Annotated in this window: 13 protein-coding genes; 10 read left to right on the top strand and 3 right to left on the bottom strand. The window is 45.4% G+C overall.

Annotated features, from left to right (window positions below; all coding sequences use genetic code 11):
* Nucleotides 1-68 precede the first annotated feature (68 nt).
* The 6 genes from NLX82_RS09250 (at nt 69) to NLX82_RS09275 (ending at nt 6,708) form a co-directional block, all read left to right on the top strand.
* On the top strand, nt 69-1,025 hold the full coding sequence (locus NLX82_RS09250; RefSeq protein ID WP_023987801.1) for a 4-hydroxy-3-methylbut-2-enyl diphosphate reductase: 957 nt from the start codon (nt 69-71) through the stop codon (nt 1,023-1,025).
* Between the two features lie 263 nt (nt 1,026-1,288).
* Nucleotides 1,289-2,326 (top strand): 3-deoxy-7-phosphoheptulonate synthase, encoded by a 1,038-nt coding sequence (gene aroF / locus NLX82_RS09255; protein WP_013309435.1) that lies wholly within the window; start codon nt 1,289-1,291, stop codon nt 2,324-2,326.
* Between the two features lie 271 nt (nt 2,327-2,597).
* On the top strand, nt 2,598-4,022 hold the full coding sequence (gene glnA / locus NLX82_RS09260) for a type I glutamate--ammonia ligase (protein WP_023987803.1): 1,425 nt from the start codon (nt 2,598-2,600) through the stop codon (nt 4,020-4,022).
* A gap of 265 nt (nt 4,023-4,287) precedes the next feature.
* Complete coding sequence (gene serC / locus NLX82_RS09265) at nt 4,288-5,379, top strand: 3-phosphoserine/phosphohydroxythreonine transaminase (RefSeq protein WP_028542950.1); 1,092 nt, start codon at nt 4,288-4,290, stop codon at nt 5,377-5,379.
* 239 nt (nt 5,380-5,618) lie between these two features.
* A complete protein-coding gene (trmL, locus tag NLX82_RS09270; protein WP_023987805.1) occupies nt 5,619-6,083 on the top strand; it encodes a tRNA (uridine(34)/cytosine(34)/5-carboxymethylaminomethyluridine(34)-2'-O)-methyltransferase TrmL in 465 nt (154 codons plus the stop codon).
* A 376-nt stretch (nt 6,084-6,459) separates the two neighbouring features.
* On the top strand, nt 6,460-6,708 hold the full coding sequence (locus tag NLX82_RS09275) for an AbrB/MazE/SpoVT family DNA-binding domain-containing protein (RefSeq protein ID WP_013309439.1): 249 nt from the start codon (nt 6,460-6,462) through the stop codon (nt 6,706-6,708).
* A gap of 99 nt (nt 6,709-6,807) precedes the next feature.
* On the opposite strand, the gene NLX82_RS09280 is transcribed toward NLX82_RS09275, so the two are convergent.
* A complete protein-coding gene (locus NLX82_RS09280) occupies nt 6,808-7,875 on the bottom strand; it encodes a phosphodiester glycosidase family protein (protein ID WP_068940120.1) in 1,068 nt (355 codons plus the stop codon).
* Nucleotides 7,872-8,279, bottom strand: a complete 408-nt coding sequence (locus NLX82_RS09285; protein WP_023987807.1) for a hypothetical protein — start codon at nt 8,277-8,279, stop codon at nt 7,872-7,874. The genes NLX82_RS09280 and NLX82_RS09285 overlap by 4 nt, the downstream gene beginning before the upstream one ends.
* A gap of 275 nt (nt 8,280-8,554) precedes the next feature.
* On the opposite strand from NLX82_RS09285, the gene NLX82_RS09290 reads away from it, so the two are divergent.
* Nucleotides 8,555-9,211 carry a response regulator transcription factor gene (locus tag NLX82_RS09290; RefSeq protein ID WP_023987808.1) on the top strand — a complete coding sequence of 219 codons (657 nt, stop codon included), beginning with the start codon at nt 8,555-8,557 and terminating at the stop codon, nt 9,209-9,211.
* A gap of 50 nt (nt 9,212-9,261) precedes the next feature.
* Nucleotides 9,262-10,515, top strand: a complete 1,254-nt coding sequence (locus NLX82_RS09295) for an aminotransferase-like domain-containing protein (protein WP_068940122.1) — start codon at nt 9,262-9,264, stop codon at nt 10,513-10,515.
* A 19-nt stretch (nt 10,516-10,534) separates the two neighbouring features.
* Here the strand turns inward: NLX82_RS09295 and NLX82_RS09300 are convergent, their stop codons facing one another.
* Nucleotides 10,535-11,368 (bottom strand): DUF2161 domain-containing phosphodiesterase, encoded by an 834-nt coding sequence (locus NLX82_RS09300; RefSeq protein WP_053325038.1) that lies wholly within the window; start codon nt 11,366-11,368, stop codon nt 10,535-10,537.
* Nucleotides 11,369-11,651: 283 nt separating this feature from the next.
* Here NLX82_RS09300 and NLX82_RS09305 point away from each other — a divergent pair, with 283 nt between their 5' ends.
* Nucleotides 11,652-13,547 carry a PrkA family serine protein kinase gene (locus tag NLX82_RS09305; protein WP_023987811.1) on the top strand — a complete coding sequence of 632 codons (1,896 nt, stop codon included), beginning with the start codon at nt 11,652-11,654 and terminating at the stop codon, nt 13,545-13,547.
* A gap of 292 nt (nt 13,548-13,839) precedes the next feature.
* A complete protein-coding gene (locus NLX82_RS09310) occupies nt 13,840-14,862 on the top strand; it encodes a globin-coupled sensor protein (RefSeq protein WP_023987812.1) in 1,023 nt (340 codons plus the stop codon).
* Nucleotides 14,863-15,011: the final 149 nt, after the last annotated feature.

Consider the following 15,011-nt stretch of genomic DNA (forward strand, 5'->3'; position numbering starts at 1 on the left):
GAGGCGTGGAAGCCCACAGCTACCAGTTTTGGAGCTGTATACTGTGTCGAAGAAAGCGGGGGCTCATTTTGGAAGTACTCAGAATTTCGCCCCGGGGTTACTGCTACGGCGTAGTCGATGCCATGGTATTGGCACGTCAGGCAGCCAGAAATCTGGACTTACCCCGGCCTATTTATATATTAGGCATGATTGTGCATAACAGTCATGTCACCAATTCCTTTGAAGACGAAGGGATTATTACACTGGACGGCCCGAACCGTATGGAGATTTTAAGCAAGGTAGAGAGCGGCACTGTTATCTTCACTGCTCATGGCGTATCACCAGAGGTTCGCAAGCTGGCACGAGACAAGGGGTTGACTACGGTAGACGCGACTTGCCCTGACGTCACAAAAACGCATGATCTGATTCGGGAGAAGTCTGCCGAAGGCTATCAGATTGTTTATATTGGCAAAAAGAATCATCCAGAGCCGGAGGGAGCTATCGGTATTGCTCCTGACCATGTTCATCTGATTGAAAAGGAAGAAGAAATCGACAGTCTTACGTTACCAGCTGGCAAAATCCTTATTACGAATCAGACGACCATGAGTCAATGGGACATCAAGCACATTATGAAGAAGCTGCTGGAGAAGTTCCCAGGTGCTGAGATACACAATGAAATCTGTTTGGCGACGCAGGTACGTCAGGAAGCGGTAGCTGAGCAGGCTGGACAGGCGGATCTGGTGATCGTTGTCGGTGATCCGCGCAGTAACAATTCAAACCGATTGGCTCAGGTTTCGGAGGAAATTGCTGGTACAACAGCTTATCGTATTTCTGATGTGACCGAGCTGAAGAGGGAGTGGCTTGAGGGCGTAGCCAAAGTGGCTGTGACTTCTGGGGCTTCCACGCCGACACTGATTACCAAAGAGGTTATCACGTATTTGGAGCAGTATGATGCGGCTAACCCGGATACGTGGGAGATTCAGCGAACCATAGATATGAAAAAACTGCTGCCTCCTGTACGGGAGAAGTCAAAAACGACGAAATAGTTTGTGATTGATTACAGCCGTTATTCGGATACAACCATCCGGATAGCGGCTTTTTAAATTGTTTTAATTTATAGATATTATTCGGTTAGCTTCACTAAGTTAGAATATTGAATAATTCGGGATAATTAAGCCTTGACGAGTATAGCTAAAACAGGTATAGTTGCTTTAACGAATAAAAGCTTAAAAGCGAACAAGCGTCTAAGTGTCATAATATCAATCTATAATGGGTTAATAAAATATGTGTCATAGAGAGGAAGAAAAAAATGATCGTTATCGCTGGTGTTCAAACACCTGAAGAACATATTCAAGCTATTGTTGAAGTTATTGAGAAAGAAGGATTGCAGGCTCATGTATCAAGGGGATCGGATCGCACGATCATCGGACTGATCGGTAGCGTAGAGCCCAAGCTGGCTGAACATCTGCGTCAAATGAAAGGCGTAGAAAATGTGGTTAAAATATCGAAGTCCTACAAATTGGCCAGCCGTGATTTTCATCCGGAAAATACGGTTATCTCCATTAAAGGTGTAAATATCGGCGGAGGCGAGCTTGTCATTATGGGTGGACCATGTGCCGTTGAATCTGCTGCACAGATAGATGAAATTGCCGGATTGGTCAAAGCAGCAGGTGCGCAAGTTCTCCGTGGTGGTGCTTTTAAGCCGCGTACAGGGCCTTATAGCTTCCAGGGAACTGGTGTAGAAGGTTTGATCATGATGGCTGAGGCAGGTCAAAAGCACGACCTCCTGACCATCACAGAGGTTATGACACCTGAATACGTAGACATTTGTGCGGAATATGCCGATATCCTGCAAGTAGGTACACGTAATATGCAAAACTTCGATCTGCTGCGCAAGTTGGGTACTTGCGGCAAGCCAGTGTTGCTCAAACGCGGTTTTAGCTCGACTTATGACGAGTTCTTGAATGCTGCCGAGTACATCTTGGCAGGTGGAAATCCGAATGTTATGCTGTGTGAGCGCGGTATCCGCACATTTGAAACCTACACCAGAAATACACTCGATTTGTCTGCGATCCCTGTGTTGCAACAGTTGAGCCATTTGCCGGTTATTTCTGATCCTAGCCATGGCACGGGTAGACGTGAATTGGTTGTTCCTATGACGAAGGCTTCGGTCGCTGCCGGAGCGGACGGACTAATTATTGAAATGCATACAGATCCCGACAACTCGATGACGGGTGACGGCGTACAATCTCTGTTCCCAGATCAATTTTCAGATTTGCTGAAAGATTTGGAAATATTGGCTCCTGCTGTGGGGAAAACATTTCACACGCCTACTACCATTGCTTAAAACCAATGTTTAACATTAATGCATAAAAGTTTTGCTGCAACGCAGTAATGAGATTTAAATTGCCTAAAAGCCCGATGTTTCGGGCTTTTTGTGCTATTCAAATGTTATCAAGGGCGTAAGCATATCTAACATTAGTTTAAAAAATACCTTACATAGCTATTGACCCGTGTCATGTTTGAGATTTATAATGACGACAGAAAAAAACATTCGATCATGAACATTTCAGGGTTGTATAAGACTTAATGTTCGGAAAAATTGGGAGGAAGAAGACATGTCCGTTGAAAACGTATTGAAAACAATTCAGGAAAATAATATTGAGTGGGTAGATTTTCGTTTTGTAGATTTGTCTGGTCGTGCTCACCATATTTCATTGCCAGCTTCCGAAGTAGATGCAGAAACATTTGTTAACGGTGTTGCTTTCGACGGTTCTTCCATTCCCGGCTATCGTGGCATCGAGGAATCCGACATGGTTATGCTGCCCGATCCAGAAGCGGTTTTTATCGACCCTTTCACTCAGCATCCTACACTGAATATTCTGTGTGACATTGCTACGCCAGATGGCGAAAAATACGACCGCGATCCTCGCGGCATTGCAAAAAAAGCTGAGGCATTTCTGCAATCCGCAGGAGTGGGTACAGCAGCATTTTTTGCACCTGAGTCCGAGTTTTTCATCTTTGATGATGTTCGCTACGAAAGCGGCATGAATAGCTCCTCCTTCTTCGTAGATTCCGAGGAAGCAGCTTGGAACACGAACCGTAAGGAAGAAGGCGGCAACCTGGGCTTTAAAGTGGGAGTGAAGGGCGGATATGTACCTGTAGCGCCAGTAGACACCCAACAAGATATCCGTAGTGAAATGTGCCGTTTGCTTGAAGAAGCAGGTCTGAGAATTGAGCGCCATCACCATGAGGTAGCTACGGCAGGCCAAGCGGAAATCAACTTCCGTTTTGACACACTCAAGAAAACAGCAGATAACCTGCTCGTCTATAAATACATTGTACACAACACAGCTCGTCAATATGGTAAAGTGGCAACATTCATGCCGAAACCAATTTTCGGGGACAACGGAAGTGGTATGCACGTTCACCAATCCATTTTCGATGGCGACACTCCTTTGTTCTACGAAAAAGGTGCTTATGCTAATCTGAGCGAAATGGCTCTTCATTATATTGGCGGTATTCTGTACCATGCACCTGCATTGATCGCTTTGACAAATCCAAGCACAAACTCGTTCAAACGTCTCGTTCCTGGCTACGAAGCACCAGTTAACCTAGTATTCTCCAAAGGTAACCGTTCTGCGGCTGTACGTATTCCAGTAGCGGCTGTTACTCCAAAAGGCTGTCGGATCGAGTTCCGTACACCAGACTCCACTGCTAACCCTTACCTTGCCTTCTCAGCGATGCTGATGGCGGGTCTGGATGGTATCAAGCGCAAATTGAACCCAATCGAATTGGGTTATGGTCCACTTGACACCAACATCTACGAGCTGTCTGACGCTGAAAAAGGTAAAATCCGTAGCGTACCTGGTTCATTGGATGAGGCTTTGGATGCTCTGGAAGCTGACTACGAATTCTTAACTGAAGGCGGCGTATTTACGAAGGACTTTATTGATAACTATGTAGAGTTCAAACGTTCTGAAGCTAAATCGGTGAACATCCGTGTTCATCCACACGAATATAGCCTGTATTTTGACTGCTAATAACTTGATTGCTTAGCTGCTTTGAATAACAACCACTAGCTTACGGGTAACAGTTGTTATTCAAGATAGGTCTCCGGTCTTATGCCGGGGACCTTTTAATATTAAAGTGAAAATTACAAAATAAAGATGTTAAATACGTTAACATTCACAACTTTGTCACATCATAAATGAAATTGAAAACATTTTTATACAAGTCTTGAACGCATTTATGAATACTGCTATCATAGCGATAATATCCACACCAGAGTAGAGAAGGGATGGGAATTTGTTGAGTAAGAGAGCCTACAATTTTAATGCAGGACCAGCGGCATTGCCGCTTAAAGTACTGGAACGTGTACAAGCTGAATTCGTAGATTTCCAGGGAACAGGGATGTCGATCATGGAAATGTCTCACCGTGGAGCTGTGTATGAATCTGTTCATAATGAGGCGCAGGAACGTCTGTTATCTCTGCTGGGCAATCCACAAGGCTACAAGGTGTTATTCCTACAAGGGGGCGCAAGTACGCAGTTTGCAATGCTGCCTTTAAATTTCTTGCGCGAAGGACAGACTGCGAGCTATGTAATGACAGGTAGCTGGTCGGACAAGGCATATAAAGAAGCCAAGCTACTGGGCAAGGCTCATATTGCCGCATCCTCCGCTGATGAGAAGTACATGCGTCTTCCGAATGTGGATTCCTTGGACTTGCCTGAGAATACTGCTTATGTGCATATGACGTCCAACGAAACGATTGAAGGTACACAATTTAAGCAATTCCCGGATACGGGGTCTGTACCATTGATTGTGGACATGTCCAGCGATATTTTTTGCAAGCCTTTTGATGTTACTCAATTTGGATTGATTTATGCTGGCGCACAAAAAAATCTGGGACCTTCTGGTGTGACGGTCGTGATTGCCCGTGAAGAGTTGCTGACTTCCTCACCAGACAATATTCCTACGATGTTGCGTTATAGCACATATGAAAAAAATAACTCTCTCTACAATACTCCCCCATCCTTTGCCATATACATGGTGAATGAAGTGCTGAAATGGATTCAGGAAGAAGGCGGTTTGGAAGGCATTGAGCGTGTGAACCAGCAGAAAGCTGCTTTGCTATACGACCGTATTGACAGTAGCGAAGGCTTCTATCGTGGTTGTGTGGACAGCGCTGATCGCTCTATCATGAATGTAACCTTCCGCCTCGCGAATGAGGATCTGGAAAAACAATTTATTAAGGAATCCGAACAGGCCGGATTTATCGGACTGAAGGGACATCGCAGTGTAGGAGGGCTTCGCGCCTCGATCTACAATGCTGTTCCACTGGAGAACTGTCAAGCATTAGCCGAGTTTATGGACGGATTCAAGCAACGTAACAGTTAATTACGCGGACATATATTTCGATACACGATATTTAAAATCGAAAAAGTAAATGTAGAGCCTTCCCTGAATGTGTATAGGGGAAGGCTTTTAGTGGTGTGGGTTGAAATTTTTGTCGTTTGATGTTCATATCTGTCTGATTTTGTTAAAATAAAAGAATGTGTATGTTTTTAATGTATACACTTTGGTTAAACTGTAGGTTATTTGTCTGATGAATTTAATGATGAAGGGAACGAAACGTGATGCCATTACATATTGTGCTTGTCGAGCCGGAAATCCCGGCTAACACAGGTAACATTGCCAGAACGTGTGCTGCAACCGGAACTCATCTGCATCTGGTGAAGCCACTGGGCTTCCGTACCGACGATGCCACGTTAAAACGGGCTGGACTTGATTATTGGTATGCTGTCCACATTGAATATCACGAGTCTTTTGCTGAAGTGCAGGAGAAATATCAGGAAGGCCGCTTTTTTTATGCGACGACCAAAGCGAATCAGCGATATAGTGATATTGCATTTCAGGATGGAGACTTCTTGGTATTTGGTAAAGAAACGAAAGGTTTGCCTCCAGAGCTGCTAGCTGCTAATCCAGATACATGTATCAAGATGCCTATGTCTGATAAAGTAAGATCTCTAAACTTGTCGAATTCCGCTGCGATTATTGTATATGAAGCGCTGAGACAAATGGATTTTCCGGATTTATCATAAAGAGCATCGAGTGAACAAGTATAAATGCGAATAAAGAACCAGGACCTTAGTTGCTAATAAGAGTTTCACCTTTGTTGCTCAAAGGTACATGACAGTGGAGCTTAAATAAAGGTTGTATGGTCGAAAATTTGCGAAATTTCTCAGCGAGGGCTAATGATAATTGGCTTTCCGGTCGATAAAAATATTATAGACATTCTGTACCATACTTTGATATGGTTCATGATTTTATGAAAAAATGTAATAAAATTTCCTGTGATCAGCAGGATTCGACAAAAAGACAGCGAATACTACATAAAGAATAGTGTCTTTGTACCTAGTTTTTCGCATGGTAAGAAATTTGTAAGTTATTACTCAATAGGAGAGGTGTACGATCACGATGAAACCTGCCGGTGTGGTACGTAAAGTTGATCAGCTGGGGAGAATAGTTTTGCCTAAGTCACTGCGTAAAAGGTACCAAATGAATGAGGGAGATCCTGTCGAAATTTTGGTTCAGGGTGACCACATTATTTTGGAGCGTTACCGTCCAAAATGTGTATTCTGCGGGTCAGTAGAACAAGTGAACGATTTCAAAGACCGTTATATTTGTGCTCAATGCCTGACAGAAATGACACAGTATTCCTCCTAAATGAGGCAAAAGCATCACGACATTCGTTCGTGATGCTTTTTTTCGGATAGAGCCGTACGTCGGCTAGCATATTTAATTTAGTAGTAGACTATTAGGTAGCTATTTATAGAACAAAAAATGAGTAGGGACTGGACGCAAATTACCATCGGACGGTTTGTTTACGACTCGACCGTTAAGTATAAGCGACGAGGAACCGCCTCCGTCCAAATTATAGGCATCTTGAACACCTAGATTGTACATTTTCCCTTGCAGTTCTTCGAGCGTCGCGCCCGAACCCCCGCTTTCATTGTAGCCGTCTACGACAATAATGAGCAACTGATCATCTTTATAGTTGCCAATGACCGTACGCGGGGCCCGCTTGGGGGAGACTTTCCATTTGTCAGGAATAGGCATTTTTTGTCCCCTTTGCAGCAGGACGGGAACGAAGGTAGCCCCAAAGGCAGGCTTTAAGCTGTCAAGAGCACCTTGACTGTAAAATTTGCCACCGATAAGCTTGCCATCGTTACTCAGTCCGACGAAGGATAAATCCTTAAAACTGGACTGAAAGCCAGTAAGGTAGTGGCCGTTCAAGACAGTAGTGCTTAATGGATAGCGTTTGCCGTCTCCATCCGCAAAGCCGCCTGCATTGATGCCTGCAATAGCTCCGTGTCTCAAGACTGCACGCATGGTGGTTTCGGAGCCACCCAATTTGTCACTTCCCAAAGACATTTTCATAGCAGTAGGATCTTTAAGTTTGACCTTCATAGCGTAGCCATGATAAATTCCCGGGTTTACCTTAAACAATTCAATGGTAATCCGGTTGCTATCTACCCGCTCATAGGGAACCCCCAGTTTGGCGGTGATACGTCGATCATAGATGATCGCGGGCCGCTTGGACTGCGTAGAGGCAGTCACGACAAGCTGATTCATCGTTTGGGTCGTTTGCTTGTATAGCTCAGAAGTCCGGCGAATCGTAGACAAGGTGTATGTTGCCGTTTGCTTGGCTTCATCAAGCTGCTTGCCTACTGATTGCGTTTGTAGAGTGACTTCAGCTTTTTGCAGACTCGAAGAAGTAGACCCAGGAAAGCTCAATGAGGGATGCACTAACAAAATACACCCCAACAAACCGATAAAAGGAGCAAGGGCCAACATAAAGAACCGGTTCACTTGTTTTGCGTCTACATTCATTTTAGCAAGTCCATTTTTTTCTGAAGTGTATTGAGTTGCTGCTTGACTTCGTTTAATTGGGTATACAGTTTATTGCTGTTATCGGTCTTATTGTTTGCATTATCCTTCGTAAAGGTCAGTAGTTCATTGAAGGACTGGACTTTTCCTTGCAATCCGCTAACTTCCTTGGAAAGAGCAGTCAGTTGCTTTTCATAGTCAGATTTGAGTGCTTGAATCTGTTGGTCTGTATGGGTTTGCATCTCGTTTAGCATTTGCTGCTTTAAGTGATTGCTATACAGATAGGTTGCGAGAGCACCTAGTATAATAAGAATGAACCAAAATAGCAGAAAAGCCTTTACGGGTAACCCCTTTCTTGAATTGCTCCGCCGAGCTTCGGTAGGAGGACGTTCAGGTGAAGCTTGCATACGATTTTCAACTCCCGTGTAAAGTCAAATTTCCAGTCTTTATTTGCAGTACCAATTCTATCATGGGCCTATTTATTTCGCAAAAGCGAAATAGTCGTATAAAAATATTGGAAAAAGAGATTGCATCGGAAGGAAGTCCTAGGATACAATTTCCTTAAACGTTTTTCGCTTCCTATACGTTCACATTCGCGCAATTTCTACATATGCAATCCCCAATTTTAGAATTATTTTCGCTACTAACTATGTATTTTTTTGTAAAATCAGGAGGTTTAGATATGAGAAAAGTATGGCAGGTGGTCATCATAGATATCCATCCTACAAGTATGCTGGGAACAAAGCTTATTTTGGAAGACCAGCAGGATTTGCTTGTCAGAGGGATGTCTTCCTCCGGAACGGAAGGCTTGGAGCTGGCTTGTTCCATTCGACCGGAAATCATTTTAATGGACTACAGGTTACCTGAGGGAACGGCGGAACCATTTTTGACACAAATGCGGGCCTTGTCTCCGGACAGCCATATTGTTATTATGACGGATGAGGATAATATTACGTTGTTTCAGCAGCTAATTTCGCTTGGAGCAAATGGAATGTTATCCAAGCAGGCATCACCGAGCCAGTTAATCCATCTGATCAACGGTTTACGCGAAGGATTTGCTTCTTTACCAATGGACTGGATTCGGTGTGGAAACTGGCCCTTTATGCCGTTAATGGCATCCGAGCCTTTTGACGAATTGACACAAACCGAAGTGTTTATTATGGAACGTATTGTACAAGGTATTACATATGACAAAATTGCTATCGAGATCGAAGTTAGCCGGCGCTCCATTGATAATTATCTACGTAAAATTTATGCGAAATTAGGCGTGTCCAGCCGGGCGCAGGCGATTGAACGTTATGCCTTATATGCGCGTCAGATGAAGCAGCTATATGCCTGACGCGTCAGCCCGGAGATCATGACCTATTTTTCAGGAGAAGGAGGATGTTCATGCAATATTCCTTTGCTTCACGAACGGCTGCGATGTTGGCTTCTCCAGTGCGTCATATCCGGGAAAATGCGAGAAGACACTCCTTTATATCTCTGGCTGAAGAACTACCTGCACAAGAGCTGTTTCCGGTGAAGTTGCTGGAAGAAGCGGCCCATGATGTGTTTGGCTCCGGCCCTGACGCCCTCCAGTATGGTGAACCGGAGGGCTATTTCCCTTTGCGGGCATGGCTTGCGGGAGAGTGGGAACAGCGTAAAGGAGTAAGAGTACCACCAGGTCAAATCCTTCTCACGACAGGCAGTCAGCAGGCCATTGACCTGATCATAAGGCTGATGGTGGATGAGCGTGATCCGGTATTAGTTGAAAACCCGACATCTCCTGGATGTTTACAAGTACTATCTATGCAGGGTGCGCAGATCGTTCCTGTAGAATCAGATGGGGAAGGTGTCATTCCTAATAAGCTTGAAGCTTTAATGATCCGTTATCGACCCAAGCTTTTTTTTGCCACGCCAACGTTTACGAATCCGACGGGCTCCTTGTGGAGCGCGGCTAGGCGGCAGGAAATTTTGGACCTGTGCAGGCATCATGAGGTGTTAGTAGTTGAGGATGATTCTTATGGTGAATTGCATTTCAAGCAAAAAAATGAGTCCCATGACAAGAGTCCGCATGGTCAGAGTCGAAAATTTGCTGAGACTTACCCCTCACTATTTGCGCTGGATCATGCGGGCCAGGGAGGTCAAGTACTCTATATCGGTTCGTTCAATAAAACAGTTGCTCCTGCGCTGAGAACGGGTTGGGCTGCTGGTCCTGCACCGTTAATTGAAGGGATGTACGCATTGAAGCAGCTGGCTGATATGCAATCCAGTACGATGAACCAACGGCTGCTGTTCCAATTGTTGACCAGCTCGCGTTTTCAATGGCACGAGCACTTGGCGATGTTGAACAAGGAATATTCGACTCGACTTCAATTAATCTTGGAGCTGCTCAAGCGCCCGTTTTGGAAAGACGTGACGTATCATATTCCGTCCGGTGGCATGTATGTATGGGTGCAGTTGCCCGATGGGCTGGACAGCGCATTGCTGCTAAAGGCGGCGTTACCCAAAGGCGTAGCCTTTATGCCAGGTGCGCTATGTGCGGTTGGCAGTGAAGGCGCGTCCCATATCCGACTCAATTTTAGCCATCCGGGCCGTGAGCAATTGCTTATGGGCATGAATCTGATCGGTGAGACGATCAGTGAATTTACTGCGCGGAGCTAGCAAAAACCATCGCCCCATGTCAGTCATCCTCCGCTTCCGCAGCAACGGTGGAGTAAGTGATTGGCGCTTCCGCAATCTGAAGCTGTCCACTGTCCTCGTCAAGCTCTGCGTCCATTCCAGTGGCCGTTTTAATGCCATGCTCTTGCAGTACTGCCGCATACTCGTTCAGGGCAGTTTCGCCAAACGGAGTCAGTCGATAGCGGCCGCGGGATACGCGCTCAAACCAGCCGTAGTAGTTGTGCTGAAGTACGGCAGCAGCTGTGCTGACGGCTGCTATGCGGGCGAGCTGCGCCGGAGCGGCTTCCCCCAAGCTCTGCAAGGCTACGGCTACGCGCAGCGCTTTTTCCCGATAGGCAGTGACCAGCTTGCGTCGGGTGCTGCCGCCGATATTGTGGTCACCGCTGCGTGCGTGAAATTCCCGCAGCAGCTTTTCCTTGCGCGAGCCGGGGCGTACCTTTGCTGCATTGTGGACATTGTCGCTAGGCGCCGCAGGCTTACACAGTACCTCAACGAGTGGCGGCTTAGTTTTAAAATGGGTGACAGTGAGCAAGCCAAGTCCTAACTGGCGGCACAGTCCTACCAGCTCGTTCCAGCGCTGATTCACGGCTCCTTTTTTTGCACGATTTCGTTCTACAGCTACATATACATTGCTGCTTAGTTTCAAACGCTGCATGCCTTGCAGCACAAGCGCCAGGTTAAACGTCTTTTTGATCTCCACAATCAGTGGTGTCTGTTGTCCTGGCTTGATACCCACCAAATCGCAGTTGCGTACCTCTCCTTTGACTTCATATCCCAAGTTCTCAAAAAAGGCTTTCACCGGAGCGTACAGCTCCGTCTCATGCCGAACCGCCATGACTTCTCCCGCTCCTTTATCCCATTATTCCGAGCTTATATTGTACCATAATGCGTCAGGTCCGCGTCGTTGTTGTATATTTTAGCACAGTGTATCCCTTGGTTTTTTCGAAAAAGCAGAGAGACCTGTCATAAAAAATAGGTCAATTCTTAAATCAATCTGCATAGGTATGTATTACACTTTTTTTAAGGGGATTGCATCATATCCTGAAAGGCGTGACGAGTGTAGCCATAATCATCAGGAGTGGAGGATAGTCATTACGCAGTCATGGGAGGAACCGAGCATGAATATTTTTGAACGCGTTGCGGAGTACCGGGCGGAAAACAACCGTCTGGCCTGGAGCGGCACTTTTAGAGAGTATATTGAGATACTCAAGAAAGACCCGACGCCGGCGATGACAGCTCATGCACGGGTTTACAAGATGATTGAATCTTTTGGTGTAGAAGAGGTTGGGGGACATAAGCGATACAAATTTTTTGAGCAGGAGATCTTTGGACTGGATCGAGCGCTGGAAAAGTTGGTGGAGGAATATTTCCATTCATCAGCCAGGCGGCTCGATGTACGCAAGCGTATCCTTCTTTTGATGGGACCCGTCAGTGGGGGGAAATCGACACTGGTCACGTTGCTAAAACGTGGTCTGGAGAAATTTTCGAGAACGGATCAGGGAGCTGTATACGCGATTGAAGGCTGCCCCATGCACGAGGACCCGCTTCATCTGATTCCTCATGAGCTGCGTCCCGATTTTGAAAAGGAGCTGGGTGTACGGATTGAAGGTAATCTCTGCCCATCCTGCCAGATGAGATTGCGCACGGAATTTGATGGCGATATTGAAAAGGTCCGCGTGGAGCGGGTATTTATATCGGAAGAAAACCGGATTGGTATTGGTACGTTCAGCCCTTCTGATCCGAAGTCACAGGATATTGCTGATTTGACGGGCAGCATCGACTTTTCCACGATTACGGAGTATGGTTCGGAATCCGACCCGCGTGCGTATCGGTTTGACGGAGAATTGAACAAAGCGAATCGTGGACTGATGGAGTTTCAGGAAATGCTGAAATGCGATGAGAAGTTTTTATGGAATTTGCTTTCTCTGACCCAAGAGGGAAACTTCAAGGCTGGGCGGTTTGCGCTCATCAGTGCAGATGAACTGATCGTGGCTCACACCAATGAATCCGAGTATAAAAGCTTTATTGCAAACAAAAAGAACGAGGCGTTGCAATCACGGATGATTGTAATGCCGATTCCTTATAACCTGAAAGTATCTGAGGAAGAAAAGATTTACGCCAAGCTCATTGAACAAAGTGATATGAAACATATCCACATTGCGCCTCATGCGCTGCGAACGGCTGCCATTTTCTCCGTGCTTACCCGCTTGAAGGAGACGAAGAAACAGGGGATGGATCTGGTCAAAAAGATGCGCATGTATGACGGTGAAGAGGTCGAAGGATACAAGGAAGCCGATCTGAAAGAAATGCAAAGTGAGTTTCTGGAGGAAGGTATGTCCGGGGTAGACCCGCGGTACGTCATTAATCGTATTTCTAGTGCATTGATTAAGCAAAATGTGGAATCCATCAATGCCCTGGACATTTTACGAGCAATTAAGGATGGTCTGGATCAACATGCCTCCATCACAAAGGAAGAACGAGAGCGCTATCTGAATTTCATTTCCGTGGCTCGTAAGGAATATGACGAATTGGCTAAAAAAGAAGTGCAGAAGGCCTTTGTGTACTCTTTCGAGGAATCAGCCAAGACGTTGTTTGACAACTATTTGGATAACATCGAAGCTTTTTGCAATTGGGCGAAAATTCGCGATCCGCTCACAGATGAGGAACTCGACCCGGATGAGCGGCTCATGCGCTCTATTGAGGAGCAAATCGGGGTATCGGAAAATGCGAAAAAAGCATTCCGTGAAGAAATATTAATCCGTATTTCCGCGTATTCTCGCAAGGGACGGAAGTTTGAGTATCATCATCATGATCGGCTGCGAGAAGCCATTGAGAAGAAGTTGTTCGCCGATTTGAAGGATATTGTGAAGATTACAACTTCGACCAAAACGCCTGACGCTAATCAGCTCAAACGGATGAATGAAGTGATTAAGCGACTGATTGAGGAGCATGGCTACACAGGAGCCAGCGCTAACGATCTGTTGAGGTATGTAGGTAGCCTCCTGAATCGGTAAGACGAAATAATAAACAAGTACAGTATGGTGAAACCATGGGTTGATCTGGATGGTGCCACACGGTTGTGAGGTATCCGATCAACGTGTTTCGTAGAGGGAATTCGGCAAGCACAGGGGATTACAGGTGCTGTCGGATTCTTTTTTTGTATTATCAGGCAGTTGTGATTATGTATTTTCTGAAATTGCTATGAAAAAAACCATAATCAATCTTCTACTTTTTTAACATTTTCTAAAAAGTTGCCGATAAATATGGTAATGTAAAATATATGTAAACTATTATTTGGAGGAACTTATGATTCATGTCGCGGAGAGTAGATTAAAACAGATACAATATATTGGTATTACTGATGATGATTTGGCTTTATTACATCATTATCAGGGACTATTCCAATCTATTGTGAATGAGGTGGTCGATCGGTTTTATGAGCATGTAGAAAAGGTTCCGCATCTCATGTCGATTATTTCCAAATGGTCGAATATTGAACGACTAAAACAAACACAACGTGAATACTGGCTTTCTCTCGCAGATGGAAAAATAGATGATCCGTTTATCGAACACCGTCTTTTTGTGGGGCAGGTACATTCCCGAATCGGATTGTCTTCCGATTATTATTTGGGCACGTACATTGCTTATCTTGATATTGCAGTGGACATTTTAAAGCGTTCGGGGATAGAGGACTGGTTTTTTATTGTGCATGCTCTTTCCAAAATGTTCAACCTGGATTCCCAGCTTGTACTGGAAGCTTATCAGGAAAAGGAAAAGGAACAAATCAACGAGCTGGCCGACGAACAAACGCAGGTGCTGACCGTTGTGTCCCGAATTGCGCAAAATTTGACCGGGATGATTGCTGAGCTTAGGGAAAATACGGATAATATCGCGGAGAGTGCCTGCAACACTGCTTCTTCGCAGGAACATACAGAGGAATTGGTACAGCATTTGAGTGACGAGATTAAGCATATTGAGCAGATGAGCGGTACGATCCGGGAACTGTCCGATCAGACTCATCTGCTGGGACTGAATGCGGCGATTGAGGCTGCCCATGCGCAGGAAGCAGGGCGCGGGTTTCAAATTGTGGCACAGGAGGTGCGAAAGCTTGCATCTAATTCGAAGCAAGCACAGGAGCAAATTCAGCGCAAGGTGCTGGATATTGCCCGTATGCTTGACAGTGTACAATCCGAAACAGCTGCCACAACAGCCAGTGCCCGGCAACAGGCTTCCAGCTCAGAGGAATTGGCTTCGTTCACAAAGCTGATCGAAAACATGGTGAAGGAATTGGAAATGCTGCAGCACTCCTCGGAAATGCTGCAGGTGTAAGATGTGGCTTGAATGTACTATGGAGGCAGCAAGTCGATTGGCTTTAGCGGCATGCGCTTTTCCTGTAGTTGTTGTCAGAACACAAAAAAACAGACCTTTTCAGCGGGTCTGTTTTTTTTTTTTTTTTTTTGTTTAGTTCCAAGCTGACA

The organism is Paenibacillus sp. A3M_27_13 (assembly GCF_024213315.1).
Classification (GTDB): domain Bacteria; phylum Bacillota; class Bacilli; order Paenibacillales; family Paenibacillaceae; genus Paenibacillus; species Paenibacillus polymyxa_B.

Coding starts and splice junctions, on each gene's coding strand:
- glnA (WP_023987803.1), top strand. CDS start 2,598: ATGTCCGTTGAAAACGTATTGAAAACAATTCAGGAAAATAATATTGAG.
- NLX82_RS09305 (WP_023987811.1), top strand. CDS start 11,652: ATGAATATTTTTGAACGCGTTGCGGAGTACCGGGCGGAAAACAACCGT.
- trmL (WP_023987805.1), top strand. CDS start 5,619: ATGCCATTACATATTGTGCTTGTCGAGCCGGAAATCCCGGCTAACACA.
- aroF (WP_013309435.1), top strand. CDS start 1,289: ATGATCGTTATCGCTGGTGTTCAAACACCTGAAGAACATATTCAAGCT.
- NLX82_RS09290 (WP_023987808.1), top strand. CDS start 8,555: ATGAGAAAAGTATGGCAGGTGGTCATCATAGATATCCATCCTACAAGT.
- NLX82_RS09275 (WP_013309439.1), top strand. CDS start 6,460: ATGAAACCTGCCGGTGTGGTACGTAAAGTTGATCAGCTGGGGAGAATA.
- NLX82_RS09285 (WP_023987807.1), bottom strand. CDS start 8,279: ATGCAAGCTTCACCTGAACGTCCTCCTACCGAAGCTCGGCGGAGCAAT.
- NLX82_RS09310 (WP_023987812.1), top strand. CDS start 13,840: ATGATTCATGTCGCGGAGAGTAGATTAAAACAGATACAATATATTGGT.
- NLX82_RS09300 (WP_053325038.1), bottom strand. CDS start 11,368: ATGGCGGTTCGGCATGAGACGGAGCTGTACGCTCCGGTGAAAGCCTTT.
- NLX82_RS09280 (WP_068940120.1), bottom strand. CDS start 7,875: ATGAATGTAGACGCAAAACAAGTGAACCGGTTCTTTATGTTGGCCCTT.
- NLX82_RS09295 (WP_068940122.1), top strand. CDS start 9,262: ATGCAATATTCCTTTGCTTCACGAACGGCTGCGATGTTGGCTTCTCCA.